The 26,089-nt window shown below is 42.9% G+C and carries 20 protein-coding genes; 8 read left to right on the forward strand and 12 right to left on the reverse strand.

What is annotated here, in order from left to right; translation table 11 throughout:
• Positions 1–17 precede the first annotated feature (17 nt).
• Genes D1136_RS01705 through D1136_RS01715 form a run of 3 tightly spaced genes read right to left on the reverse strand, consistent with a single transcriptional unit; the run spans position 18 to position 5,256 of the window.
• The gene (locus D1136_RS01705) at positions 18–2,003 is read right to left on the reverse strand and encodes a hypothetical protein (protein WP_161875886.1); all 1,986 of its coding nucleotides are present in this window, start codon (positions 2,001–2,003) and stop codon (positions 18–20) included.
• A 34-nt stretch (positions 2,004–2,037) separates the two neighbouring features.
• Complete coding sequence (locus D1136_RS01710; protein WP_161875887.1) at positions 2,038–3,039, reverse strand: FAD:protein FMN transferase; 1,002 nt, start codon at positions 3,037–3,039, stop codon at positions 2,038–2,040.
• A gap of 12 nt (positions 3,040–3,051) precedes the next feature.
• Positions 3,052–5,256 (reverse strand): patatin-like phospholipase family protein, encoded by a 2,205-nt coding sequence (locus D1136_RS01715; protein ID WP_370461304.1) that lies wholly within the window; start codon positions 5,254–5,256, stop codon positions 3,052–3,054.
• 157 nt (positions 5,257–5,413) lie between these two features.
• On the opposite strand from D1136_RS01715, the gene D1136_RS01720 reads away from it, so the two are divergent.
• Both D1136_RS01720 and hydF read left to right on the forward strand, forming a co-directional pair.
• Entirely contained in the window at positions 5,414–6,565 is a 1,152-nt protein-coding gene (locus D1136_RS01720; protein WP_161875889.1) for a sigma-54 dependent transcriptional regulator, read from the forward strand.
• Between the two features lies 1 nt (position 6,566).
• Positions 6,567–7,748 carry a [FeFe] hydrogenase H-cluster maturation GTPase HydF gene (gene hydF, locus D1136_RS01725; RefSeq protein ID WP_161875890.1) on the forward strand — a complete coding sequence of 394 codons (1,182 nt, stop codon included), beginning with the start codon at positions 6,567–6,569 and terminating at the stop codon, positions 7,746–7,748.
• A gap of 9 nt (positions 7,749–7,757) precedes the next feature.
• Here the strand turns inward: hydF and D1136_RS01730 are convergent, their stop codons facing one another.
• The gene (locus D1136_RS01730) at positions 7,758–8,717 is read right to left on the reverse strand and encodes a YitT family protein (protein ID WP_161875891.1); all 960 of its coding nucleotides are present in this window, start codon (positions 8,715–8,717) and stop codon (positions 7,758–7,760) included.
• A gap of 246 nt (positions 8,718–8,963) precedes the next feature.
• Here D1136_RS01730 and D1136_RS01735 point away from each other — a divergent pair, with 246 nt between their 5' ends.
• Positions 8,964–9,551, forward strand: a complete 588-nt coding sequence (locus D1136_RS01735) for a TetR/AcrR family transcriptional regulator (protein ID WP_161875892.1) — start codon at positions 8,964–8,966, stop codon at positions 9,549–9,551.
• A 66-nt stretch (positions 9,552–9,617) separates the two neighbouring features.
• On the forward strand, positions 9,618–10,568 hold the full coding sequence (locus D1136_RS01740; protein ID WP_237566951.1) for a 3-oxoacyl-ACP synthase III family protein: 951 nt from the start codon (positions 9,618–9,620) through the stop codon (positions 10,566–10,568).
• Between the two features lie 12 nt (positions 10,569–10,580).
• Here D1136_RS01740 and D1136_RS01745 read toward each other — a convergent pair whose 3' ends face one another.
• Positions 10,581–11,453, reverse strand: a complete 873-nt coding sequence (locus D1136_RS01745) for an EI24 domain-containing protein (protein ID WP_237566952.1) — start codon at positions 11,451–11,453, stop codon at positions 10,581–10,583.
• Positions 11,454–11,541: 88 nt separating this feature from the next.
• Between D1136_RS01745 and purB the strand changes: the two genes are divergently transcribed.
• From purB to D1136_RS01760, 3 genes are all read left to right on the forward strand, one after another.
• On the forward strand, positions 11,542–12,879 hold the full coding sequence (gene purB, locus D1136_RS01750; RefSeq protein WP_161875893.1) for an adenylosuccinate lyase: 1,338 nt from the start codon (positions 11,542–11,544) through the stop codon (positions 12,877–12,879).
• An 87-nt stretch (positions 12,880–12,966) separates the two neighbouring features.
• Entirely contained in the window at positions 12,967–14,790 is a 1,824-nt protein-coding gene (locus D1136_RS01755; RefSeq protein ID WP_161875894.1) for an ABC transporter ATP-binding protein, read from the forward strand.
• Between the two features lie 11 nt (positions 14,791–14,801).
• Positions 14,802–15,680, forward strand: a complete 879-nt coding sequence (locus D1136_RS01760; protein WP_161875895.1) for an NADPH-dependent 7-cyano-7-deazaguanine reductase QueF — start codon at positions 14,802–14,804, stop codon at positions 15,678–15,680.
• On the opposite strand, the gene D1136_RS01765 is transcribed toward D1136_RS01760, so the two are convergent.
• Genes D1136_RS01765 through htpG form a run of 4 tightly spaced genes read right to left on the reverse strand, consistent with a single transcriptional unit; the run spans position 15,674 to position 20,763 of the window.
• A complete protein-coding gene (locus D1136_RS01765) occupies positions 15,674–17,290 on the reverse strand; it encodes a S41 family peptidase (protein WP_161875920.1) in 1,617 nt (538 codons plus the stop codon). The two genes, D1136_RS01760 and D1136_RS01765, sit on opposite strands and share 7 nt — an antisense overlap.
• Positions 17,291–17,309: 19 nt before the next feature.
• Entirely contained in the window at positions 17,310–17,816 is a 507-nt protein-coding gene (locus D1136_RS01770) for a metallophosphoesterase (protein ID WP_202623030.1), read from the reverse strand.
• On the reverse strand, positions 17,813–18,658 hold the full coding sequence (nfo, locus tag D1136_RS01775) for a deoxyribonuclease IV (protein ID WP_161875896.1): 846 nt from the start codon (positions 18,656–18,658) through the stop codon (positions 17,813–17,815). Before nfo ends, D1136_RS01770 begins: the two co-directional genes overlap by 4 nt.
• Before the next feature lie 53 nt (positions 18,659–18,711).
• Positions 18,712–20,763, reverse strand: a complete 2,052-nt coding sequence (htpG, locus tag D1136_RS01780; RefSeq protein WP_161875897.1) for a molecular chaperone HtpG — start codon at positions 20,761–20,763, stop codon at positions 18,712–18,714.
• A gap of 327 nt (positions 20,764–21,090) precedes the next feature.
• On the opposite strand from htpG, the gene D1136_RS01785 reads away from it, so the two are divergent.
• On the forward strand, positions 21,091–22,374 hold the full coding sequence (locus tag D1136_RS01785; RefSeq protein ID WP_161875898.1) for a YeiH family protein: 1,284 nt from the start codon (positions 21,091–21,093) through the stop codon (positions 22,372–22,374).
• On the opposite strand, the gene D1136_RS01790 is transcribed toward D1136_RS01785, so the two are convergent.
• The 3 genes from D1136_RS01790 to D1136_RS01800 all read right to left on the reverse strand — a co-directional run.
• Positions 22,366–24,126, reverse strand: coding sequence for an aconitase family protein (locus D1136_RS01790; protein WP_161875899.1), 1,761 nt, complete (start codon positions 24,124–24,126; stop codon positions 22,366–22,368). The genes D1136_RS01785 and D1136_RS01790 overlap by 9 nt on opposite strands.
• A gap of 90 nt (positions 24,127–24,216) precedes the next feature.
• Positions 24,217–25,695: a hypothetical protein gene (locus tag D1136_RS01795; RefSeq protein ID WP_161875900.1), complete on the reverse strand. Its 1,479-nt coding sequence runs from the start codon at positions 25,693–25,695 to the stop codon at positions 24,217–24,219.
• A 23-nt stretch (positions 25,696–25,718) separates the two neighbouring features.
• On the reverse strand, positions 25,719–26,089 hold a 371-nt coding region (locus tag D1136_RS01800; protein ID WP_161875901.1), incomplete at its 5' end, for an ATP-binding cassette domain-containing protein.

Raw genomic sequence — 26,089 nt, forward strand, 5'->3', positions numbered from 1 at the left:
ATCAATCCATTTATTTTCTATTCATACCGTATCACCTGTGGTTTTGTTACATGGTAATTATAAAAACCGCCTCTTCTTCGCCCGGACAATATCGCCTGAATATTTCTGCCATCTTCGGGTATAGTCGGATAGAAAGTAAAACGGAAAGTCAGATTCTTTAACACGACATTATCATTTCTCAAATTCAAAGCCACACCGATTCCCCAGTAGGATTTACTCTGGGCGATATGCCTATCCTCATCAGCTATGACACTCCAATCGACAAAAGAAGAAACAGAGGTCCTGAACCCTTTCTTGATATAGGGCAGGAAAAAGGTAGTGGCTAAAGAGACTGACAATTTTTGGTTCCCCCGCAAAGTATCTGAAGAAAAACCCCGGATATCTGCCTCCTCTATATACAAATAATCCCCGGGAGAACGTCGGATTCCCCGCATATAATGCACATCATTGTAAAAACGAAACCTGAAACTCCCCCAATCACAAAGGTCGCTGATATGCATACCTCCTATACTGAACGTTCCCCTTTCAAACCCGTTTTTTCCGATATAAGACCCCAAAGCCGCCTCTATACCATACAATCGTTCTGTCACTCTGTTAAAATGCGAATACCGGCCTTCCAATCCCAGATAACCGTAATTGGCAAATTCACTTTTTTCAAAACCATGAATAGCACTCAAATAAAGACCGGTCGGAATATCTTCCGTACGACCGAAATCATAAATCAGATTAGCCTTATAATATTTGATTTTAGTGTAAGTGAGAGCCCCGAAATAATCCAGGCGGTTATAATACAGATGATTGGTATCATCTGTCACAACGGGCCTGTTATTAAATAAAGTCGTAAAAAAACGGGCTGTCCAATAGAGGTTTTGATTATAACTATAACGGACAGGCAATAAAAAAGATTTTCCCAACCACACATCCTGATAATGATAATTAAATAATTCTTCCAAACGATTCATATTCCGGTCAGGCAAATCATTCGAATAATAAACCCGACCCGCCGCCACCCCGCCGGCCCATTTCATCCGGGAGGTCAGAAATTCCCTGTCCACACTCACAAAAATCTTTTTTTCCCGATAATCATTCTGATAATATCCCCAGACATCAATATGAGATCCCCAGATACTATTCACCCGGTACTCCAGAATATTTCCCCACTTCTTTTCTTTCGTTCCGCGATAACTGAACTCGTAATTCAGCACATGGCCCAATTTCAGAAAGTTCTTGTTTTCAAGCCCCAACTCAAACGAATTCAGGAAATTGGATTCTATCGAAGCCCCCCAGGACAACTGGTCTTTACATATCAGAACAATATTCACGGAATTCGTATCCGAAGCAACCTCCGAAATCATAAAATTGGCATCATCTATATAATCCAGATGACGTAATAAAATTTCGTTTTGCACCAGCTCAAAAGGCCTCAATAACATCCCCGGCTTAATAGTCAGTTGTTTCCGGATAACCCCCTCAGCCGTCCGCATATGGGTTTTATTAGCCAGTGTCTTCAACCAACCCATATCCTCTTCGGAATAAGTCGTATCATAAACACTTGTACCGTAGGGCGGCAACACCTTTATTGAAATATCATGGATTCGTTTGCCGACATAATGCCGGAAGCGCTGTTCACTGTTCTCTGTCCTCATCACATTGACACGCCCGGGCCGGGGATTTACAAACACCAGCTTATACAATTCCTTGGTCCATTTCGCCCGATAGGCAAAATCTTTTATTTTAGTATATTCATACCTCAGACTATCTCTGATCAGGCTATCCGGCAAATATACCAAAGGAATTTTTTGACGAAAAGTCAGGGGATAAAGTTTGGGGAAAACGGTATCTTTCTCCGTATAAGAATGCAATATCATTTCCTCCTTCTTTTCTAAAGAATCGGTCTGCAAGGAATCCCTGACAACAGAATCCGCCACCGCCAAACTCCAGGTCAGAGCCCACAATCTCCCGGCTACAAACAGTATAATGATTAATATCGTGATTCTCTTCATAGTTCTTCACCCTTGCCTCCGGCACATTTCTCTCCTAATCCGCCCCTTCCATGAGCTTCTTCATTCCTTCCGACATCCATGTCTTCAGTTTTCCCTCTTCCTCATAAATCAAATAACCTTCCATCCCAGGAGTCCGTTCTATAATAGCCTGCGATTTTTTCAATCCCAGCACCATAAAAGCTGTAGCATAAGCATCAGCTTCCATACACTCCCTGGCATAGACGGAAGCACCTAACACTTCGGTCTGAACAGGGAAACCGGTCTTAGGATTTATAGTATGGGCATATTTTTTCCCTTCATGAACATAAAAATTCCGGTAATTTCCGGAAGTAGCCAAAGCCCCGGCCGTTATTTCCACAATAGCCTGCAATGGACGGTCAGAAACAACGTTCCCCTCTTCAGGACGATCGATGCCTATCCGCCAGGCCCTCCCTTTGCTGCTTTTTCCCTTTACCCTCACCTCTCCACCTATTTCAACCATATAATCCTCTATCCCTTTACAATCAAAAAATTCCGCTACCACATCCACACCCAATCCTTTGGCGATAGAACTCGCATCCAACTGCATCCCCGGACAGGCTTTCAGTAACTTGCCATCCACGACCTCCAATTTTTCCATCCCCACCAAAGGCAGTAAAGAATCAATCCGAGCGGAATCCGGAAAAGTAAAATTTTCCACTCCAAATCCCCAGGCATTTACCAAAGGAGCAATCGTAATATCAAAAGCACCTTCTGTTGCTCGGTTTACTTTTACAGCCTGATCGAACATCCTGCGAAATAACATGTCAGTGCTGTCACTTTCACTACGGTTTAGCCGGGCAATCACAGAACGGGAATTGAACATAGATAAAGACTCATTCACTTTCTCCATCTCCTGCCTCACAACCTGCCCTAAATCCTCCTGGGAAGCATAAGATATATGAAAAAAAGTACCGTATATTTTCCCTTCGGTATATCTATACGTCACCGCTTTCTTACACCCCATACCTCCCAACAACACCCCCAGCACAATACAACTAAAAATATATTTTTTCATAATCGTACATCATTAAAAATAATACCCCAAATTAAAATAAACGCCAAACTTAGTATCCCAATCCGACAGACCAAATGTCACACTGATAGGTCCGATAATACTATTGTATGCATAGCCGGCACCCCCGCCCCAGATATTATTTCCTTCTTTCAGAATATCCCAGAAATTTTCAGACTGACGGGCATAATTTCCGGTTAAAATTACATAATGGCGGGCTCCCAGACGATAACGCAAAGCCAAACGTCCGACCAACAACGAATTGTCAAACAACTCCAGATGACGGAGGCCATAAAAAGGCAACTGCTGACTAAAATATCTGCCCGCCATCTCTCCTCCCATGCAATTCAAATAAGGAGCAGGCACATGACGGCCGATTAAAACCCGGCCGTAAACAGCAGGCATCAGATATACCCGCCGGGTCAGACGCACAGCAGGTTCAAAATCAACCATCAGAGCAGAAAAAGGAGTCCTGCCTTCATAATTCACCATATTATCAGTATACAAGGAGTATTCCGCTTTAAAAGATACTCCCTTATCCGGATAATACTTTTTATCGTAAGTATCAAAATGAGCCGAAGCATAATAACTGATAAAGCCCTTGGAAGAAATACGGTCCGGCAGATAATCGGAATTATAAAGATTAGACATCAGACGAAAATACTCATACCGCAAGCCAATCAAAAATTTAAAATTCCGCAAATAAATATCCGACATGCTTAAATCCGCCCGGTGATAGGAAAAAGTCAGATTATCCACCTTTACTCCCCGTTCATATAAATTAATGTCATTGTATTTATACATATAAGAAAGGCCCACCTTCCTCAGAAAGGTATTCCCGAAAGAATACTCCACCAAAGCATAAGGATTCTTATTCAAACGGCCGGTTAAAGAAAGACGGGAACCTCTCAGTGTTCTGTGGGAAAGAGTTGTATTGAGCAAAATCGAAGCCATCTCTTCCGAATCAAAACGAAAACCCAGATTCAGGGAACTGGCCGGTTTTTCCTTCAATTTCAAAGTCAGGTCATACAAGTCATCCCCGTTCAAAACATAACTGACATGCGAAAAAGCACCGGTCCCATACAAAAAAGCAATGGCCCGGTGCAAATCTTTCAAGGTAATCGTTGAAAACTCCCGAATACCGATTTGCCTGCGAACCCACCGCTCATCAGTTTCTTTTATCCCTTCGATAAAGATAGTACCGAGACGGAGTGTATCCGTTCTTAAAAAAGGATTCTCGATATGAGGAGAAGCACTCTCATCTTCCTCTAACCCGATTTGTTTTTTCAATTCCATTATTTTATCCCAATTGGCCCGGGCCACCCGTTCTCCACGAAGAATCATGGAGTCAATTGCTTCGGGAGTAAAACTCGCAGCGGAATATCCTTTTAAATCCGGGTTCATATATAAATTTACACTCTCCCGGTTTTTATTATAACTCCGCATTCCCATAAAAGAAGTCAACTGGTCTACAATTCCCATAATAGAATTAAGCCCTTCCATTCCTTTTAATCCCATACTCAAATCCACCCCGATAGTAATTTCAGCTCCCATATCCTTTGCCACATCCACCGGAAAATTGTTGGAAATACCACCATCCACCAAAACCATCGAATCCAGAATAACCGGAGCAAACGCCCCGGGAATGGCCATACTGGCCCGCATAGCCAATGGCAGGCTACCGCTTTTCAGAACTACTTCTTTGCCGTTAACCATATTGGCGGCAACACAAGCATAAGAAATAGGTAAATCTTTAAACGCTATTGAATCATGATAGCCGATCGTCAGCTCAGAAAATAAATTATAAATATTCTGCCCGCTCACAAAACCAGCCGGCACAGTCAAACCTTTTCCCTGAGCCAAAGGCAAAGAAATCAGATATTTCCCATTGATCTCTTTTTCCGAGAAAGGAAGGTTATCCCGGTATACTCTATCACTCAGTAAAAAAGGCCAGTTCTGAACCCGTACCATACTATCCAGCGCCCTGGCATTATACCCCACTGCATACAACCCTCCGACAATAGCCCCCATGCTGGTACCCGAAATATAGTCAATAGGAATACCGGCTTCTTCCAATACTTTCAGAACCCCGATATGAGCAACCCCCTTTGCACCTCCTCCACTCAAAACCAGTCCGACCTTCTTGCGCTGACCCAAACTGTCAGAACCGATCAGGAAGAAAAAAACAAGTAACAGAGTCCCGATATATTTCATAGTCATATTTTAAATAAAACAACAGTTCTGAATAGGTACAAATTTATGAAAACATTTGTACATTCGGAAATCTTCCATTTTCGGAATCGGGAAAATTTCAGGTTGACGGATTTTTATTCCGGGCTTTTATTTTTATTTTTGTAAATTTCATAAATGAATCCAAATGGCTAAAATTCTTGTTATCGACGACGAACGCAGTATTCGCAACTCCATGAAAGACATCCTGTCTTTTGAAGGCCACGAAGTCATACTGGCCGAAAACGGTATGGAAGGCTTGGTTGCCGTAAAATCCGATAAACCGGAAGTAGTGTTTTGCGACATTAAAATGCCGAAAATAGAAGGGATAGAGGTCCTGCAACGCATAAAAGAATTTACACCGGAGACGCCGGTCATCATGATTTCCGGACACGGTACGATAGAAACAGCCATAGAAGCCATCAAAAAAGGAGCCTACGATTTCATCGAAAAACCTTTGGACCTAAACCGGATATTAATTACCATAAAAAATGCAACGGACAAAAGTCAATTGCTTCAGGAAACAAAATCCCTGAAAACAAAAGTCAGTAAAAAATATGAGATGATCGGTACCTCCCAGTCTTTGGAACACATCAGAATAATGATTGACAAAGTTGCCGTGTCAGATGCCCGTGTCCTGATTACCGGACCGAACGGATGCGGCAAGGAACTGGTAGCCCACCAACTGCACGAAAAAAGTAACCGCCACGACAAAGCCTTCATAGAAGTCAATTGTGCCGCCATTCCCTCCGAACTGATTGAAAGCGAATTATTCGGACATGAAAAAGGTTCTTTCACTTCCGCCATCAAACAAAAAAAAGGAAAATTCGAAATGGCATCCGGAGGAACACTTTTCCTGGATGAAATCGGCGACATGAGCCTCGAAGCCCAGGCCAAAGTCCTGCGGGCCCTCCAGGAAAACAAAATCAGCCGGATCGGAAGTGATACGGACATTAACGTAGACGTACGAGTCATTGCTGCTACAAATAAAAATCTGAAAGAAGAAATATCCAAAGGAAAATTCAGGGAAGACTTATACCACCGTTTAAGTGTGATTATCATTGAGGTCCCTTCTCTCAAAGACCGTCCCGAAGACATTCCGGAACTGGTAAAATATTTTCTGGAAACGATCTGCACGGACATGGGCATTGCCCGGAAAGAAATCACTCCGGAAGGCCTGGAGAGACTAAAAAGTTACGAATGGTCCGGGAATATCCGCGAATTGCGTAACGTCGTCGAACGCCTGATTATTTTAGGAAGTCCTGTCATTACTGAGGATGAAATAAATTTATACAAATAGCATGGATAAAGTTCATATCGTCATTACTGGCAGAAGGAATACAGGCAAAAGTTCTCTGGTCAATGCCATTCTGGGACAATCCAAAGCCATCGTGTCTGACACACCGGGAACGACCACCGACCCAGTCAAAAAAAGCTATGAAATTCCGGGAGTGGCTTCCGTTATATTTGTCGACACAGCCGGCATTGACGATAAGGGCACATTGGGAACCCTACGCATAGAAAAAACTCTTGAGGCAATACAACAGGCAGATGCAGGGATATTGGTTATTACTCACAACCGGTTCGGAAAATATGAAAAAGAGCTTATCCGGAAATTTCAAACCGGCAAACAACCTTTTCTGATTGTACATAACCAATCGGACCTCCAGCCGCTCAGCACAGAACTTGAAAATTTTTTAACCACCCAATATAACGTTCCGGTCATCCGTTTTTCCGCTTACGAATCCCGGTCTGACACATTAATTAAAGCCATCAGCCGGATAATTCCCGCCGCCGGACAAAAATCATTACTGAACGGCCTGACTCAACCGGGGGATATGGTGATGTTGGTTACCCCCATTGATTCCGAGGCCCCTACAGGACGCCTCATCTTACCCCAGGTCCAGATGCTGAGAACCATCCTGGACCGGCAATGCATCAGCCTCGTGATGCAACCCCAACAAATAGAAAGCTATTTTACCCGTTCCTCCCTTCGGCCGGATCTGGTTATCACCGACAGCCAGGCTTTCAAAGAAGTCGCAGCCCTGATACCTCCAGAAATCCCTTTAACCAGCTTTAGCATAGTATTAGCTCACGGAAAAGGAAACTTTAAAAAATACCTTGAAGGTACCCCTGCCATTGACAAGCTCCGGGACGGAGACCGTATTCTTTTATTGGAATCCTGTTCCCATCATGTCTCCTGCGAAGACATCGGAAGGATAAAAATACCTGCTTTACTGCAAAGATATACCGGCAAACACCTGAACTTCGATTTCGTTGCCGGTTCCGGAACACCTCAATCCCCCTGGAGCGACTATACCCTGATCATCCAATGCGGCGGTTGTATGATGACTACCCGGCAACTGCACTGCCTCCTCCAGCCTGCCATCAACGCCGGTATTCCCGTAAGCAATTATGGAATGACACTCGCTTACATCCAAGGCATTTTTGAAAGAGTAACCGCCCCGTTCCGTAAAAAATAACCCGGTTTATTATTCCTCAAACCTTTTGAATCCCTGCCCCAGAATCTCTTTGGCATCTAAAATCATAGTAAAAGCATTCGGATCAATATGGGCTATTCCCTTTCGTAAGGTAGACAGCTCTTTCCGGTGAACCACAGTCATAATCATTTCTTTTTCCACACGGTTCCACATACCGTTTACCGGAACAATAGAACCACCCCGATGCAGTTCAGACAAAATAAACTTCCTGATTTCCTCTGTCTTTTCAGAAACAATAAAAAAAGTTTTATCACTAGAATACCCTCCCAGAACAATATCAATCACCTTTCCCATGATAAAAATAGTTATCAAAGAATAAAAAGGCGTCTTCCAGTCCGGAAAAGCAATAAAACCCAGAATCACAATCACGGAATCCACCGTCATCTGCATCATCCCCAAAGGTTTTCGGGTCACTTTATGAAGAACGGAAGCCAACACATCAGTTCCCCCACTGGAGGAACGGGTTTTCAGTATCAAACCGGCACCCAGCCCTATGACTACCCCACCGAAAACACTGGCCAGCAATACTCCTTCCTTGGCAGCATCAGGATTGTCTATTCCCTCCGGCACCAATTGAAGCGGGTCTATGGCCAAAGCATGCGTATATCCGAATACATGCTCCAACATCCAGGGCAATCCGTCCGCAAACATAGCCACCCACAGAAAACAAATAAAAGTTCTCAAACCAAAATGCTTGCCTAAAATCTTAATACTGATCAAACTCAAGGGCAAATTGAAACACAAAGCAGCCATACCGATCGGAAACCCCACTTTATGATTCAATATAGTCGATATACCATAAATTCCACCGGGTACAATCTTGTAAGGAGTCATAAAAAAAGTATACCCCGTAGCAATCACTAAAGAACCCAGAAAAAGAGTGGCATACGTCTGAAACCACTCGGCTGAAAATATCTTCTCCTTATAAAAAGAAACTTTCATAACATTCATGTCATTTATTTTAATAAACCCCGAAAGAGCAACATTTACCTCCGGATCAGCGTACAAATATACCACAACGTTTTCCCAAAAAACATGATTTTTGTCATAAAAACAAGTCCTTTTTCCGGCAATGATCTCTTCCACAAAATGCCTCTGGTTTGACAAAATAAAGTTATCTTTGTAGGAAAATATTTCAAAAATAACTATTATTGCACAAAATTTCGCTGATTGTGCAATTCTTTTCACAACAGCCCTATGAAAACAAAATTAAGTAGAACCAAAAATAAAATCATCCATGTAGCGAAATCTCTTTTTGCAGAAATAAGTGTATACAAGGCAACCATGAACGATATCGCCAGTGCCGCAAACATGAGCCGCCGTACGTTATACATGCATTTTAAAAGCAAAGAAGAAATATATCAATACGTAGTAGAAGACCAGGTAAAAACCATCAACGCAAAATTGCAGAAGGCGGCAGATTCAGCTCTTTCTCCCGACCGCAAACTGAAACTTTACATTTTAGCACGTTTCAATGTCATTGATAATCTGGTCAGACAAAATAAATATATTCGTTACGATTTTATTTTTAACAATCTGCGGGTTGAACAATTAAGAAAAGGAATAGACATAAAAGAGCGGCAATTGCTGATGAGAATTTTACAAAACGGTAAAGAACAAGGCATTTTCAGTATCAATGATCCGGCCTCCTTTGCCAAAAACCTGCTCATTATGTTCAAAAGCCTGGAACAACCTTTTATCATCATCGGGCACAGAAAAAGAAATTACCAATCCTTGCGGGAATATGTTGATTTGTTATTTAACGGAATATTAAACAAAAGTTGATTCGGCATATTTCTTGTTAGCACAGGAAATAATCCTGAAACAGCTAATAAAAATACTAATTAACCTATGGAATTGTATATCAATAAGATTGCCCATTACTTGCCCAAAAACGTCGTACCCAACTCCTATTTCAAAGCAGTAAACGGATTAGAAGAAGAATGGATTTATTCCCGCACAGGCATAAAAACACGTAGCAAGGCCGAAGAAAACGAAAACACAAATACCATGGCTGTCAAAGCGGTGGAACTCGCAGCAAAAGACCTTCCCTATCCCATAGAAGAAACAGATTTAATTGTAGCAGCAACTTATTCCCCCTATGATACAGTATCAACACCGGCACATACTGTCCAACGCCTTTTTAACATTGAAAAAGCCAAATGTGTCAGTGTATCTTCAGCTTGCTCTTCCTTTATCAACGCAATGGAAATAGTACAAGGATATTTTGCCATGGGAAAAGCATCAAAAGCCCTGGTGATCGGTTCTGAACACAATTCAGCTTATGCCAATGAAACAGACCCCCAAAGCGGACATTTATGGGGAGACGGAGCAGTAGCCGTCTTTATCTCTGCAAAAAACTATACAGGACACGATGCACAAATCATTGATATATATACCTGCGGTTTAGGACATATCGGAAAAGCAGCCGAAGCAGTGTATTTACGTCCCCGAAACGGAGGAATTGGAATGCCGGAAGGCAGAGATGTGTTTATCAACGCTTGTCATTATATGGTGGAAGCCCTGGAACAAGTAACCAAAACTTACCACAAAACCATACACGACTTGAAATGGATATCTTCTCATCAAGCCAACCAACGCATCATCAAAAACATTTCCAAACAAACCGGAATCCCGGAAGAACATTTTCTGACGAATATTGAAAAAAGAGGCAACACGGGAAGTCCCAGTTGTGCTATTTCCCTGTCGGAAAACATCGGCAAAATCAAAACCGGAGACTTAGTGGGACTCACCGTTTTCGGAGGTGGCTACTCTTGCGGCGCCATGCTGCTTCAATTCTGAAAATAAAGGACTTCAATCCCCTTGCTTCTCCGGAAGCGGAGATTGAAGTTTATTCACAGCAATCGTACCGGCAATAACAGACAGCAAGGAAACAAAGCTACAAACCACAATACTCACCCAGGGAATCATCAAAGCAAGTGCGAAAACAGCTCCGATTCCGGTGACCATCCCGATATGATGGTTTACATACCGAACACTTTGACGGACATTATAGCGTTTCCGTTCAACGGCATAATCCACAAACGAAAAACCGTAGAAATAAGCCGAAACCACAAACAGGGCCAAAGGAGAAATCCATCCAATCAAAGGAATAAAAGAAAAAAACAAAAAGAAAAGATAAATCAATAACTGCCAGAACATATTCCGCAAAGTAATCAATATACCCCTGAAAATTTCCCAGAACAACCGTCGCCAGCTGAAAGGATAGTCCCTGCCGGTCAAATAAACCTCCGCTCTCTCCGACAACCAGGAATACACCGGCGACATGACCACTAAAAGAAGATACCCACCGAAAGAAATGAAAAGGAAAAAATAAAGCAAACGAAGGATGACCTTTATCACAATCTCTGTTGCACGGCCCATCCACTGCAACCAGCTAATACCGTTTATCCACTCCTGCAACACAGGCTCTGCCAAACCATACAAGCCATTGCCCAACTCATTGATGAGCCAGTTGCCACCGAAAAACAACCCCGCTAATATCAGCACAGGAAACCACAAAAAATAACGGAACTGCCGGCTGAATAAAATTTTCCAAGCTTCTCCATAAACCTGAATTCCTTTGATAAATCCCATAACCCCATCATTAAATACAACAGACAAATGTAACCCTATTTTTATAAACATCAACCACCACACCCCAATGAGTTTGTAAACTTTTTCCATGTTTATTCCATTGATTTTTTATATTTTTGTCCAGTCTGAAAACAGGCATGTGCAAGTTACAGAAACCAATATAATACAGATATTTATTATGCAACCATTGACAGCAATTTCACCCATAGACGGAAGATACAGAGATAAAGTCGAAAATTTAGCCAACTACTTTTCAGAAAGCGCGTTAATTCGCTACCGGGTAACTGTAGAAGTTGAATATTTCATCTCCCTCTGCGAAGTTCCTCTACCCCAGTTAGCGGGATTCGATCATACCTTATTTGAACAACTGAGAGAAATCTACAGAAATTTCACTTTACAAGATGCCCAGAAAATAAAAGATATTGAAAAAATCACCAATCACGATGTAAAAGCCGTCGAATACTTTATCAAAGAAAAATTTGACGGATTGAACCTTCAGGAATATAAAGAATTCATCCACTTCGGACTGACTTCTCAAGATATCAATAACACTGCCATTCCTTGTTCTTTCAGAGACGCCGTCCACGATGTCTACTATCCCGTGATAGAAGACCTGATTACAAAATTGGAAGAACTGGCGGAAGAATGGAAAGAAGTCCCCATGCTGGCGAAAACCCACGGCCAACCAGCTTCACCCACCCGGTTGGGTAAGGAACTTAACGTATTTATCTACCGGCTCCGCCGCCAACTCGAGTTACTGAAAAAAGTCGCCATATCCGGAAAATTCGGAGGAGCAACCGGCAATTTCAATGCACACCACATTGCCTATCCGGAAATAGACTGGGCAGAATTCGGAAACAAATTTCTTTCAGAAAAACTGCAACTCGAACGGGAAAGCTATACCACCCAGATCTCCAACTACGACAACTTTGCTGCTCTGTTCGACAATCTCAGACGCTTAAATAATATCATCATTGACCTGGACCGCGATTTCTGGACCTATATTTCCATGACTTACTTTAAACAAAAGATCAAAGCCGGAGAAGTGGGTTCATCCGCTATGCCTCATAAAGTAAACCCCATAGATTTTGAAAATTCGGAAGGTAACCTGGGCATAGCCAACGCCATTTTCGACCACCTGAGCAATAAATTGCCGATTTCACGCCTGCAAAGGGATTTGACAGACTCCACCGTCCTCAGAAACATAGGAGTACCTTTGGCACATTCCGTCATAGCGATTAAATCTACTCTGAAAGGACTGAACAAACTGATTATCCACAAAGAGGCCATCCAGAAAGACCTGGAAAAAAACTGGGCAGTAGTTGCTGAAGCCATCCAAACCGTACTGAGGCGCGAAGGTTATCCCAACCCATACGAAACACTAAAAGCACTCACCCGCACAAACAACCGGATTACACAGGAATCCATTGCCGAATTTATCGATACTCTTGAAATTTCCAGCGAACTGAAAAAACAATTAAAACAAATCACTCCCTCCAATTATACTGGGATTTAAATAACACAAAGTAACAAAGTCGCCAGCCTCAACCGGTCCTGCCGACTTTGTTACCACTGTTACTTTGTCCCCCTTTAATCTTTTTCTATGCACGATCTGATCCACCTACTCCAAAGATTTATTCCTCCCTACAAAATCCGGGTTGCCAAAAGCGTAATATACAACTTCCTGCATGCGATGTTCGGGAGCCTATCCATTGCCATGTTGATTCCTGTGCTGGGAATCATATTCAACAATCAGGAAGAAGTATTGGACAAAGTGCCTTTTGCATTGGATTCCCACAGCCTGAAACACATGTTCAATTACTATGTGACCCTCATCAAACATGTATATGGTCCTTCTGCAACCTTATTGTTCGTAGGAAGCATAGCTGTATTGGCAACAGCACTGAAAACAGGATTCGCCTATCTGGGAGCCTACGAGCTTATCTATATCCGGAACGGGGTAGTCCGAGACATCCGGCGTAAAATCTACCTGAAAATCTTATCCCTCCCCCTTCCCTTCTTTTCTGAAGAACGGAAAGGAGATATTATTTCCCGCATGACAGGGGATGTTCAGGAAGTAGAAGCCTCCGTGATGAGTTCTCTGGATATGCTCTTTCAAAGCCCGATACTAATTATCGTATATCTGGCAACCATGCTTATTATGAGTTGGCAGCTAACTTTGTTTGTCTTCATATTATTACCCATCATGGGAGCCTTGATCGGAAAAATAGGTAAAAACCTGAAACGACGGTCCTGGGAAGGACAAACTAAAATGGGGGAAATCCTTGCGCTCATAGAAGAAACTCTCTCCGGTCTCAGAATCATCAAAGCCTTCAATGCCGAAGACAAAATGGAACAAAGATTTTCTGCAGAAAACGAATCTTACAGACGAATCCAAAACCGCCTGATGCGCCGACGTTCTTTAGCACATCCGATGAGCGAGTTTTTAGGAACAATCGTTATTGTCATTATACTCTGGTACGGCGGTTCATTGGTGCTTCAACAAAAAGGTTCCCTTACTGCCGAAGAATTTATAGCCTATATCGCCCTGTTTTACCTTATTATCAATCCGGCAAAAAATCTGACAAATGCCTATTACAGCGTTCAGAAAGGCCTCGCAGCCATGGAACGAATTGACGTTATATTGGCGGCGGAAGCTTCCATAAAAGAACCCGAATCTCCTCTGTCTCTCCGCCAATTCAATGATAAAATTGAATACAACCACGTCAGCTTCTCCTACAATGAAAACAAACAAGTACTAAAAGACATCACCCTAACCATATCCAAAGGTAAAACAGTAGCACTGGTTGGCCAATCCGGATCAGGGAAAAGCACTTTTGTAGACTTGTTATCCCGTTTCTACGACGTAGAAAAAGGAGAAATTACCATAGATGGTATAAACATCCGGCAGTTGTCTTTCAACACCCTCCGGGAATTCATGGGAAATGTAAATCAGGACCCTATCCTATTCAACGATACCATTTTCAATAACATCGCTTTTGGGGTGGAAAATGCTACTCAGGAACAAGTAGAAAACGCAGCCCGCATTGCCAATGCCCACGACTTCATCCTGCAAACGGAAAACGGGTATCAGACAGTCATTGGAGACCGGGGGGGGAAATTGAGCGGAGGACAGCGCCAGCGCCTCAGTATTGCCCGGGCTGTACTGAAAAATCCGCCTATTATGATCCTGGACGAAGCAACTTCAGCCTTGGATACAGAATCAGAAAAACTGGTACAGGAAGCACTCGACAACTTAATGAGAAACCGGACCTCCATCGTCATAGCCCACCGACTGTCTACCATTAAAAACGCAGATTTGATCTGTGTTTTCCAGGAAGGACAGATTGTTGAGCAAGGTACTCACGACGAATTGCTGAAACAAAACGGGATATATACAAAACTTTATAATATGCAGAATTTTTAAGAGGGACTCCCATGTCAGAAGAAGCCAAACTATTAGGAAAATCCATATCCTATCCGAAATCTTACTCTCCGGAAATCCTCGTTGCCGTCCCCCGTTCCCTGAACCGGGAAATTTACGGTATTTATGAACCCGATAAATTATTCTGTGGTTATGATGTCTGGCATGCCTACGAAGCCAGTTTCTTACTGAACAACGGCATGCCAATTACCGGAATACTGAAAATTGTATACCCTTCTACCAGCAAATTCATTGTCGAAAGCAAGTCACTAAAACTTTATCTGGGCTCTTATAATATGACTTCCCTGGGCAAAAACCCGGAAGAAGGAATTGCTGAATTTACTCAAACTATAGAAAAAGACTTGGGTTGCCTGCTGGAGACTCCGGTAAAAGTATATTTCCACAAAACAACCCCTTTCCTACCGCCGAATGATTTCTCCGAATTTGAGATTTTGGAAAACAAAGAATATACTTCGGACCTCCGGTTTTCCATCTACCAGGAACATCCCCTTTATTTAAGTGAAAACATCACTACCGTGCCGGGCGAATTAAAAGTAGGCAGTCATTTATTAAAAAGCAACTGCAAAATCACTTCGCAACCGGACTGGGGAACCATCTACATCCATTTGAAAGCCAACCGGACACCTGCGCCGGCCTCTCTTCTGAAATACATTGTATCCCTCCGGAACGAAAACCACTTTCACGAAGAAATTTGCGAAATGGTCTACCAAAGACTTTATGAACTTTTCCAACCTGAAATCCTGGTTGTCACTTGTTTATATACCAGACGGGGAGGTATTGACATTTGCCCTTCACGGTCCTCCCATCCCCAATACCTGCCTTCCCATTTACTGAAACCGGAAACATTAACTACACCTGCTTTCCGTCAATAGGCCTTCTTTTTATCCTTTCCCAATTCTCTTTCATATGTCCCGTCCCGAAGAACCTTCAACCCTTGCTTCAACAACTCATTGTCTCCGTTCATAATCTGGAACATTCTGTCCATTCCCCAGCTATCCCAGGCAATTAATGCTTTCACCTGCCGTTTTAAAGCAGGTAACTGCGCTTCAAACCATTTCTTATCCTGAAAGATACCGGCTTTCTCTCCGGCTTCCACAATCTCTTCTATCATTTTATCGGTCACACTAAAATTCTTATTGAACACATCAAAATCGGGATATTTTTTCTGCAATGCACCCCGGTTCTTGTCCACATAATTAGTCACATATTCACCCACTACATTTTTAGCCATCAAGCGGTTATAATACAGATAATTGACAGTCGTATCCATTGGAACAAAAACATCCGGAATGATACCTCCGCCTCCATATACCGTCCTGTGTTCCAATTTAGTATAATACTTCAAACTGTCATTCACTTCTATACTGTCTGCCGATAGTAACTCTCCGCTCTGGTAGCGGTTATAGAGTTCCGCCCGGTAGGCCTCTTCCCCTCCGCCATACGGTTTCTGTATACAACGTCCGGAAGGCGTATAGTAATGAGAAATTGTTAAGCGTACCATTGAACCGTCCGTCAAAGGATATTGATGCTGCACCAACCCTTTACCAAAAGAACGGCGTCCTACAATAAGTCCCCGGTCCCAATCCTGAATCGCTCCTGACACAATCTCACTGGCCGAAGCAGAATTACCGTCTATCAATACAACCACCCTTCCCTCTTTGAATAAACCGGCTGCCGTCGCATACTCTTCCCGCCGTCCCGAAGACAACCCATCCGTATAAACAACCATCTTGCCTTTATCCAATAAGTGATCGGAGATACCTATGGCAGCCCCCATATAACCGCCACCATTCCCCTGCAAATCTAAAATCAGGTCTTTCATGCCTTCGGCCTGCAATTTCTTCAATGCAGTTTCAAATTCCTCTATAGTAGTAGCAGCAAAACGGGAAATTTTAATATAACCGGTTGTTTCGTCCAGCATATAGCTCGCATCAATACTGTAAATCGGAACTTTGTCACGGATAATCTTAAAATCCAAAGGCTCCTTTCCCCGCAATACTTTTACCTGGACTGCCGTACCTTTCTCTCCCTTCAAATAAGAACGGACCTCCTTATTACTGATTTTTTTTCCGGCTATATTTTCACCATCCACAGCAATAATCCGGTCACCGGCCAACAACCCGACTTTCTCGGAAGGCCCTCCGGAAACTACTGCAACAACCATTAAAGTATCCCTAAGAATACTAAACTGAATGCCTATACCAAAAAAACCTCCTTCCAAAGGTTCATTCATTTCCTGTACTTCTTCCCTGGATATATATACCGAATGCGGGTCCAATTCAGCCAATACTTTTACTATAGCATCCTCCGTCAACCGCTCTAAATTCACCGTATCCACATAAAAAGCGTCAATCAAAGCCATCAGGCGCTGATATTTTACACTTTGTTCCCGAACCTGATTCTGCCGGTTCTGGGCAGTTCCTTGCTTCGGGAAAAACAAGGCTATTCCCAGCAAGATACTCAAAATCAAAACCTTCTTCATCATCTTCAAAATTACTTATTCATACCTCCCCGCAATACCCCTTTTTTAATTCAACTACCTCCAAATCCTTGATATTCCCTTTCTCAATAGTAAAACGCACAGCCGTACGCACCTTATGAAACCCATAATTACCGGCAGCTCCGGGATTAATGTGCAAACATTTCAGCTTCTTATCATACATCACTTTCAAGATATGAGAATGGCCGCACACAAATAACTGAGGAACATCCCGATCCAATAGCTCACGAATACGAGTGTCATAACGCCCGGGATAACCACCAATATGAGTCATCAAAACTTTCACCCCGTCCACTTCGAAAACCGATACCTCAGGAAACATCTGCCGGAGTTCCCCACCATCAATATTTCCATAAACAGCCCTCAACTTAAATCCCGTAGCCAATCGCTCCGCCACAGCCATATTGCCGATATCCCCGCAATGCCATACTTCGTCACAATCCTTAAAAAATTCCTCAATCTTAACGTCCAGCCAACCATGGGTATCGGACAAAAGTCCTATTCTCATGATTTCCCAAACTGATAAAGCATCCGTATTTCTTCCGTCCATCTTTCCTCATCCGGCGTTTCCAGAATCAAAGGAATATCGTCAAACCGCGAATCCTGCATAATCCAACGGAAAGTGTCTAATCCCAACTCCCCCTGGCCTATCACTTCATGACGGTCCACACGAGAACCCAGGCCTTTCTTCGAATCATTCAAATGCATGCCTTTCAAATACTGAAAACCAACCACATTCCCAAAATGCTCGAAAGTATCCTGAAAACCGCTTTCGCTTTTTAAATCATACCCCGCAGCAAACGCATGACAAGTATCAATACACACCCCGACACGGGATTTATCCTCCACCCGCTCAATGATATAAGCCAGTTGCTCAAAACTATATCCTAAATTTGATCCTTGTCCGGCAGTGTTCTCAATCACAGCACAAACACTTGTCGTCTTATCCAACGTCCGGTTTATCGACTCAGCAATCAACCTCAGGCAATCCTCATCACTGATTTTTTTCAGGGAACTGCCCGGATGAAAATTCAGTAACTTCAAACCGAGTTGCTCACAACGCAACATCTCATCCAAAAAAGCTGCCCGGGATTTTTCCAGGGCATCCGGATCGGGATTGCCTAAATTAATCAGGTAACTGTCGTGTGGCAATATGTGACTGGCATCATATCCCAACTCCCGGCACCGCTGATGAAACAACTCCACATTATTCGCCGTATAAGGTGCCGCAGCCCATTGACGCTGGTTCTTTGTAAACAAAGCAAAAGCCTTGGCTCCTATCCGATGGGCATTTAACGGTGCATTTTCTACACCCCCGGTTGTCGATACATGAGCTCCTACGTATTTCATAATTCTTCCCTTTCTCTACTAAAGTCAACGGACCTGTTTATCAATTCTCTCTTTTATTTTATCAAATCCACACTTCTCTTTACAAACCGATTCAACGCTTCGCCCTTCAGCAAGCCGTTTGCCAGTAAAGCCAAGTCTATAAGTTGTCCCACAATCTTATTTTCCTTGCCATATTCTTTCAGTAAGTTTTGTTTGCGGCTCTTCAACTCATTTATCTTATCCGTATACTCCTTTTTTCTGTCTTTGTCTACCTGAGGAATCTCTTCTTCTTTCTTATCCTTGTTCAATTCATCTATCTCAGTCCGTTTGCTTTCATTTTCTTTAATCTCAAAATCAATTGGTTCCAACTGAACAGACATCTTTTTTTGTTCATCTGCCAAAACAGATTTTACCAATTTGTGGTCAGTATTCACAACCAACGTAAACTGGTCCCCCATAGCACCATAGAATCCCATTCCCGGATTCATAGCCGCCATTTCCTTCATCCGTCGCATAAATTCGGAGCGGGTGATAATCACCGGATCAGCACTTTCTCCCAAAGCTTCAAAATTAACCATAAACATCCCTCCCTCTGTCGGTAGCTGAGCATTGAAAACATCCCGCATTTCCTCTTGCTCAGCCTCACTCCAATCTGTATCTTTCACATCGCTCTTCGGTATCAGCTTGTCCACTACATCCGAGTCTACCCGTAAAAACTTATGATTGGCATTTTTCTGTTCCAGGTGGTTGATGAAATGGGTATCCAACTGACCGTCCATAATCAGCACATCATACCCTTTGTCTTTGGCAGCCTGAATGTAGGTATACTGTTCCTGAACATCGGTGGCATAGAGATAGACGATGTTATTGTCTTTATCCGTCTGGTTCACCTTAACCAGATTCTCATACTCTTCCAAAGTAAAATATTTTCCTTCGGTGTCTTTCAGCAAAACAATAGAATTAGCACGCTCGGCAAACTTCTCATCCGTCAGCATGCCATATTGAATAAATACTTTCAGATCGTCCCATTTTTTCTCATAATCCTCCCGGCTATTCTTAAAAATATCGGTCAGGCTGTCAGCCACTTTTTTAGTGATATGGCTGGAAATCTTTTTCACGTTCCGGTCGCTTTGCAAATAAGAGCGGGAAACGTTCAGGGGAATATCCGGCGAATCGATTACCCCATGCAATAGAGTAAGGTATTCGGGAACAATTCCTTCCACCGAATCGGAAACGAAAACCTGATTGCTGTATAATTGAATTTTGTTTTTCTGAATTTCAAACTTGTTGTCGATTTTCGGGAAATAGAGGATACCGGTCAGGTTGAACGGATAATCTACATTCAAATGAATATGGAACAAGGGATCCTGAGCCATGGGATACAACTCATGGTAAAATTTCAGGTAATCTTCTTCTTTCAGTTCAGCAGGCTTCCGCGTCCACAATGGAGTAGTGTCGTTGATGATATTGTCTTCGTCGGTATCCACCTGTTTACCGTCTTTCCATTCTTTCTTTTTACCGAACACAATTTCTATCGGAAGGAATTTGCAATATTTTGTCAGTAACTCCTGAATTTTGCTATCTTCGAGAAAGTCTTTCTCTTCCTCGCTGATATACATGATAATATCTGTACCGTGCTCTGCTTTTTCTGTATTTTCAAGCGTATATTCGGTGTCCCCCTCACCTGTCCACTTCACGGCTTGCGCCCCTTCTTTATAGGATTTGGTCACGATCTCTACTTTATCGCTCACCATAAAGGCCGAATAGAATCCCAACCCGAAATGCCCGATAATCGTAGCTGCATCGTCTTTGTGTTTTTCCAGGAATTCCTCCGCACCTGAGAAAGCGATCTGGTTGATGTATTTCTCCACCTCTTCCTGAGTCATACCGATACCACTATCGGAAACTGTCAAAGTTCCTGCCTCTTTGTCAGCTTTTACCCGTACACGCAGATTAGAAACATCTCCTTTAAATTCTCCCGAAGAGGCCAGCACTTTCAGTTTTTGAGTTGCATCCACCGCATTCGACACAATTTCTCGAAGAAATATTTCGTGATCGGAATAAAGAAACTTTTTGATAATCGGAAATAAATTCTGGGTTGAAACACCTATTTTTCCTGTAGCCATAGTGTTGTATTTTTAGTTATTGAATTTCGATTTTACGCTACAATTTTCACAATAGTTGTGCCAAAGCGAATAAAATGACAAAAAGACAGTCTGCCCGCAAATAACAATACTCGAACACAAAAGTATTCCAATAGTACGAATTCGATGGATATTCTCTGTATACCAATTCCTGAAGCTGCCCGTTTTCATCACAGGTATAACAAATCCGGACCTTTCAGACCTTTTCAGCCAAATACAAAATTAAGCATTTAAACGTAATAAAAAATCATAGAAAATCGTTTTCTTCGTGCCAGATATATCATGATAAAATTAACCAATATCCTTCAAATGAAAAATTGGCTTACACAATTCAAACACGAAGACTGGGTAGTCGTTGCCGTCAGTATTCTGCTACTCGCTATGTCCGTTATCATACCTTCGCATTTACCTCAGATTCCCAAACAGCTAACCACATGGACAGATTTCAGTAATGCCATTCAATTATTTGTCATTGTTCTCATTATCTTCTATTTAGGGTGGATTATGCTGGGACGTCCCTTGAAAGGATTGATTTTATCCTTACTGGCTATTTTCGGCATCTCCCTGATAGCACAAATTACTGCAGCTATTCCCCAGGTATCTTATTATGGTTTCGAATCGGTGTTTTTCTCCGTTATCTTAGGATTGATTATCCGGAATGTCTTTTATATTCCCAACTGGATGAAACCGGCTATCCAAAGCGAGTTTTTCATCAAAATCGGCGTAGTATGTCTGGGCGCGACTATACTGTTCAGCGATGTCATGAAATCGGGCGCAATGGGACTGATACAAGCCGTTCTGGTTGTCAGTATTGTCTGGTTTTTCGCTTATTTTATTTCCCGCCGGATGAAAGTAGACCAACGTTCCGCCATGATTTTATCCAGCGGTGTTTCCATCTGCGGTGTTTCTGCCTGCATCACGGCAGCCCGAGTGGCCGGCGGAGACGATAAGAAATTGTCTTATATCGTGTCTTTAGTACTTATTATCGTGGTTCCGATGATTTACCTGATGCCTTGGCTGGCTCAGGTTCTTTTGCCCCGCTTATTTGATAATCCTCAGGTAGTACAGGAAGTTGCCGGAGCCTGGATCGGCGGAACAATCGACACCACCAGCGGCGTAGCCGCCTCCAGCGCAATCGTCAGCGAGCTTTCCAATCAACATGCCGTCATCATCAAGGGCGCACAAAACGTACTGATTGGCTTTGTTGCCTTCTTCATTGCGCTTTATCTGTCTACACGGGGAGAAAAAAACAGCCATTCACCCTCCTTAGACATTGTCTGGGAAAAATTTCCCAAATTCATCATCGGTTTTGTAGCTGCTTCCTTAGTGTTCAGCCTTCTTCAGACCAATGGCCTTTTCCACGTAAATCTGAAAGGGAAATTGCTCGAACCCGGAGTGGCTAAAATGTTCAGTACTCTGTTCTTCAGCCTGGCCTTCGTATGCGTAGGACTGGAAACGAGGCTTAAAGAAATCATATCACGTGAAAACCGTCATATTCTCTGGGCTTTCCTGACTGCACAGACCTTCAATATTATTGTCACTTTGGTGATTGCCTGCATCCTGTTTGGAGTGCTTAAACCTCTTTTAGGGTAAAAGCAAATGTGTCAAAGCTTCCTCAAACTCCGGAGCTACATCGGGTAAATTGTACTCTTCCTGGTTCAGATATATCCGTCTGTCAGCCCAATTGAACATCAGAATATCGCCCGAATGATACTTATCCACAATCTCCGGAGCAATAAGGATGGGTAATCCCCGATTCAAAGCCATACGGAAAAATCTCCGGTTAACGGAACGGGCTATAACGGCCACTATTCCTGCAGCAACAAGCCCGGATGCCGCATGTTCGATCAATTTCCCACAACCGAAATCCTCTCCGACAATAAGAATCTGTCCTGTTTCCACCCGGCTAGCAAAAGTGACATCCAACCCTGCTAATAAATGTGGAAGCATACCCTTTTTATCTTCTGAAGAGATACGATATGTCCACTGCTCAGCAAACAACTGCTCAGTGGTAATGTGGTCTATCTCCTTATAATTCCATACGTTTCCGAACAAGCGATTGTCGAAATCATGAACAGAAACAGGCTCTGCCGGAACAGACCAATAGGGATAAACCGCTTCCCTCTCTTCAGCCGGCGAGGTTAACACTCCTGTCAAAGCTGTCATGGCTATAGTCGCCGGCGAAGCCACATATTTTTCTACCCCAAACGAAAACATACGTTGCTGAGAATTACTGTTCGTGGAAGTCAGATAACGCCGGGTATCAGCCAGAACCATAGAACTGCTTCCTAAGCAAGCACCGCAACTCGCTCCAAGCACCGCAGCTCCCGACTTGAATATCATATCAACCAATCCCTCTTCTATGGCCTGCATATAAATCTCACGGGAAGCCGGAACAACCGACAATTGGAATCCCGGGGCTAACTTTTTATCTTTTAAAATATGGGCTACAACCCGCATATCTTCTATCCTTCCGGTACCACATGCACCGATTGATCCTTGCTGTACAGACAATGCTCCCCATTCGCGGACACTTTTAACCTCCGTATGAAGACCTACTGACATGGCCAAAGGCATTACACCCGACAAATCAATTTCAAACTCCCGTTTATAAGCAGCATTAGCATCTGCCCAAACTCCTTGTACTGCATAGTCTCCGAAATAATCAGCCAAAGCATCATCAGGGGGAAATACGGCACTTTTCACCCCTATCTCAGCAGATACATTCGCAATAGTCATCCGGTCAGCAATGGATAAAGTACGGACTCCTTCTCCGTGATACTCCAAACAAGTGTACCCCACATGTTCATTCTGTAACATACCTATAATCCAGAGAGCCAAATCTTTTGCATATACTCCCTCCGGTAAACTGTTCCTCAAGACAATCTTTACTGTTTCAGGAACCCGGAACCACATCTTCCCTGTTTTCCACAAAACAGCCGTTTCCGTTTTATTCAACCCCACTGCCAAACAGTTAAACGCCCCGGCAGTACAAGTATGACTATCGTTACCGGCAATCAACATCCCCTCTTTTACCTGTTCTGCTAATAACTGATGGCAAATTCCTTTGTCGCAATCGAAAAAACGGCCGGCTTGCTGCTCCTCCATAAAATGATGGATAGAATTATAATCCCGAATCAATTCTTCGGTCGTACCGGTCATTTTCCGGTCAAGTACGACCATCAGCTTTTCAGGATACTTTACCACCTTTCCACCCATCCTCTCGAATAACTTTTTTATACGGGCCGAATTATCATGACTCAATACCAAATCAGGTTCACGGCATACAATACTCCCGGCAGAAGCATTCAAAAGCTTTTCAACAAAAGTTCTTCCTGTTTTCATAGGTACATATAATAACTGATGTACTAATATACTAATAAAAATTAGTAATTAGTACATCAGTACCTGCATTTTTATATCTCACTAAACCTGTTAGTCAATATCCAACACCACCTTATAGGTCTTACCAGGCTCAAAATCCGCATTATAAACCAACAGAAAATTCTCGTCAAGAGCCACTTTCCATTCCTGTCCGTCGGCCAGACGAGGATTTTTCAAACGCTCAGGAAAAAAATAACTGAACGGCAAATCCTTCACATGCTCCTCCTTGAAATGATCTCCTTTCATTCTTTCCAGGTTAAAATTCTCCTGAGTAGTAATGGTGACAATACATTGCTTTCCTTTTATCTCCGAAGCGACTGTAAAATCATGTTCTTCCGGTATTTCCTGCAAACGAACGTCCCACTTCGGATCACCATAGTAAGCCAATACATCCCGGTCATGTAAAAATCCCAGCATATCAAGTGACGCTTCTATTCCCAGCGAATCCTTTATTAATTGAGTTCCTGCCTGAAATTCATCGGACGCATCATAAGGATATTCCAGATCAGTAAACCGGGGATTCCATTGCACCAACTGATTCATCATATCCTGCTGATTCAGGTAAAAAGCTTCGGCTATTGTATAACGGCCCGGCGTTGTCAACCAATATTTCAGTCCTCCCCAGCCATTACGGCCATACCAGGTAGTTACCACATACCCGACTAAAGTAGCCGCATGGGCACTGTTCATCCAGGCTACTGCCATACTCTCTTTCGTATTATTTACATTAGCGATCAAACAATTTCCTATAGGCAGATAAACCCTTCGCTTCCCGCTCTCCGTCAAGTTCCGGGGAGCTCCGGGAAAATCCATGTATAATACTCCAGACTGAGACTTGATATTACCCAAAGAAAAAGGCATTTCCAGGTTCCGTTCCGTTGCATGGGCAGCCGTCACAATCAAATCCGGATCATATTCCGCATAAATATCATAAAAAGTCTGCATCTCATCCACCGGATTTACCCGGCTATTATTCTTCTTGTCTGCCGGCAACTGATAAGTGACTACACTGTCCCCTTTTGCTTTCTTCTCTCCCCACAATCCCATCCGATGGTCATCCACCCAGGCGAAACGGTCAAACCATTTACCACTGTGTAACTCCATAATGGAAGCAACGGCATCTTTAATCACCAAAGGTTCCGTACTGTTATTCACCATTTCCATGGCAGCCCCAGCATCATATCCTGTTATAATCCCCCACAGGAAATCCGCATATTTATCCTCATCTATCTGCCGGCTCAGCCGGTTTAACCCGATAACATAATCCCGGCCCAGATTTTCCGGTTTCTCCACCACTGCAACATAGCGCGGATTCAATTGCTTCAACGAAGGCAATAACTCGTCCGGATGATGACGATACGCCAACAATACAGCTTCATGCTTAGCTCTTAACGTCTCTGCCACCAGATTCCAGGATGAATCTTCCATCACTTCCTGACTGGCCATCACAACATACTCTGCAGTGCGGGGTGCTCCCTGACAACTAACCAGGAACAACAGAATACCCCATAACAAACGATTGATTTTCATATTATTTTAATTTTAGTCCCGTTTCAATGATACATCTTCTCCAATTGCTCCTTGATGCCTTCATTCGTAATATAATCATCAAAATCCATTCGCTTATCTATCATACCAGCCGGTGTCAACTCTATCACCCGATTACAAACCGTCTGAATAAACTCATGGTCATGAGAATTCATCAAAACCACCCCCTTGAAAGAAACCAGCGTATTGTTAAAAGCCTGAATAGACTCCAAATCCAAATGATTGGCCGGAGAGTCCAGAATCAGAACATTCGCGTTATTCAACATCATCCGGGCTATCATACACCGCATCTTCTCACCTCCGGACAACACCTTTATATTTTTATAAATATCCTCCCCGGAAAACAGCATTTTACCTAAAAATCCACGTAAAAACG

Source organism: Odoribacter sp. Z80 (assembly GCF_009935865.1).
Classification (GTDB): Bacteria; Bacteroidota; Bacteroidia; order Bacteroidales; family Marinifilaceae; genus Odoribacter.

Bases quoted from the DNA above. Each gene is read 5' to 3' on its own strand.
- D1136_RS01705 (WP_161875886.1), bottom strand. From the start codon at position 2,003: ATGAAGAGAATCACGATATTAATCATTATACTGTTTGTAGCCGGGAGA.
- D1136_RS01710 (WP_161875887.1), bottom strand. From the start codon at position 3,039: ATGAAAAAATATATTTTTAGTTGTATTGTGCTGGGGGTGTTGTTGGGA.
- D1136_RS01715 (WP_370461304.1), bottom strand. From the start codon at position 5,256: ATGACTATGAAATATATCGGGACTCTGTTACTTGTTTTTTTCTTCCTG.
- D1136_RS01720 (WP_161875889.1), top strand. From the start codon at position 5,414: ATGGCTAAAATTCTTGTTATCGACGACGAACGCAGTATTCGCAACTCC.
- hydF (WP_161875890.1), top strand. From the start codon at position 6,567: ATGGATAAAGTTCATATCGTCATTACTGGCAGAAGGAATACAGGCAAA.
- D1136_RS01730 (WP_161875891.1), bottom strand. From the start codon at position 8,717: ATGAATGTTATGAAAGTTTCTTTTTATAAGGAGAAGATATTTTCAGCC.
- D1136_RS01735 (WP_161875892.1), top strand. From the start codon at position 8,964: ATGAAAACAAAATTAAGTAGAACCAAAAATAAAATCATCCATGTAGCG.
- D1136_RS01740 (WP_237566951.1), top strand. From the start codon at position 9,618: ATGGAATTGTATATCAATAAGATTGCCCATTACTTGCCCAAAAACGTC.
- D1136_RS01745 (WP_237566952.1), bottom strand. From the start codon at position 11,453: ATGGAAAAAGTTTACAAACTCATTGGGGTGTGGTGGTTGATGTTTATA.
- purB (WP_161875893.1), top strand. From the start codon at position 11,542: ATGCAACCATTGACAGCAATTTCACCCATAGACGGAAGATACAGAGAT.
- D1136_RS01755 (WP_161875894.1), top strand. From the start codon at position 12,967: ATGCACGATCTGATCCACCTACTCCAAAGATTTATTCCTCCCTACAAA.
- D1136_RS01760 (WP_161875895.1), top strand. From the start codon at position 14,802: ATGTCAGAAGAAGCCAAACTATTAGGAAAATCCATATCCTATCCGAAA.
- D1136_RS01765 (WP_161875920.1), bottom strand. From the start codon at position 17,290: ATGAAGAAGGTTTTGATTTTGAGTATCTTGCTGGGAATAGCCTTGTTT.
- D1136_RS01770 (WP_202623030.1), bottom strand. From the start codon at position 17,816: ATGAGAATAGGACTTTTGTCCGATACCCATGGTTGGCTGGACGTTAAG.
- nfo (WP_161875896.1), bottom strand. From the start codon at position 18,658: ATGAAATACGTAGGAGCTCATGTATCGACAACCGGGGGTGTAGAAAAT.
- htpG (WP_161875897.1), bottom strand. From the start codon at position 20,763: ATGGCTACAGGAAAAATAGGTGTTTCAACCCAGAATTTATTTCCGATT.
- D1136_RS01785 (WP_161875898.1), top strand. From the start codon at position 21,091: ATGAAAAATTGGCTTACACAATTCAAACACGAAGACTGGGTAGTCGTT.
- D1136_RS01790 (WP_161875899.1), bottom strand. From the start codon at position 24,126: ATGAAAACAGGAAGAACTTTTGTTGAAAAGCTTTTGAATGCTTCTGCC.
- D1136_RS01795 (WP_161875900.1), bottom strand. From the start codon at position 25,695: ATGAAAATCAATCGTTTGTTATGGGGTATTCTGTTGTTCCTGGTTAGT.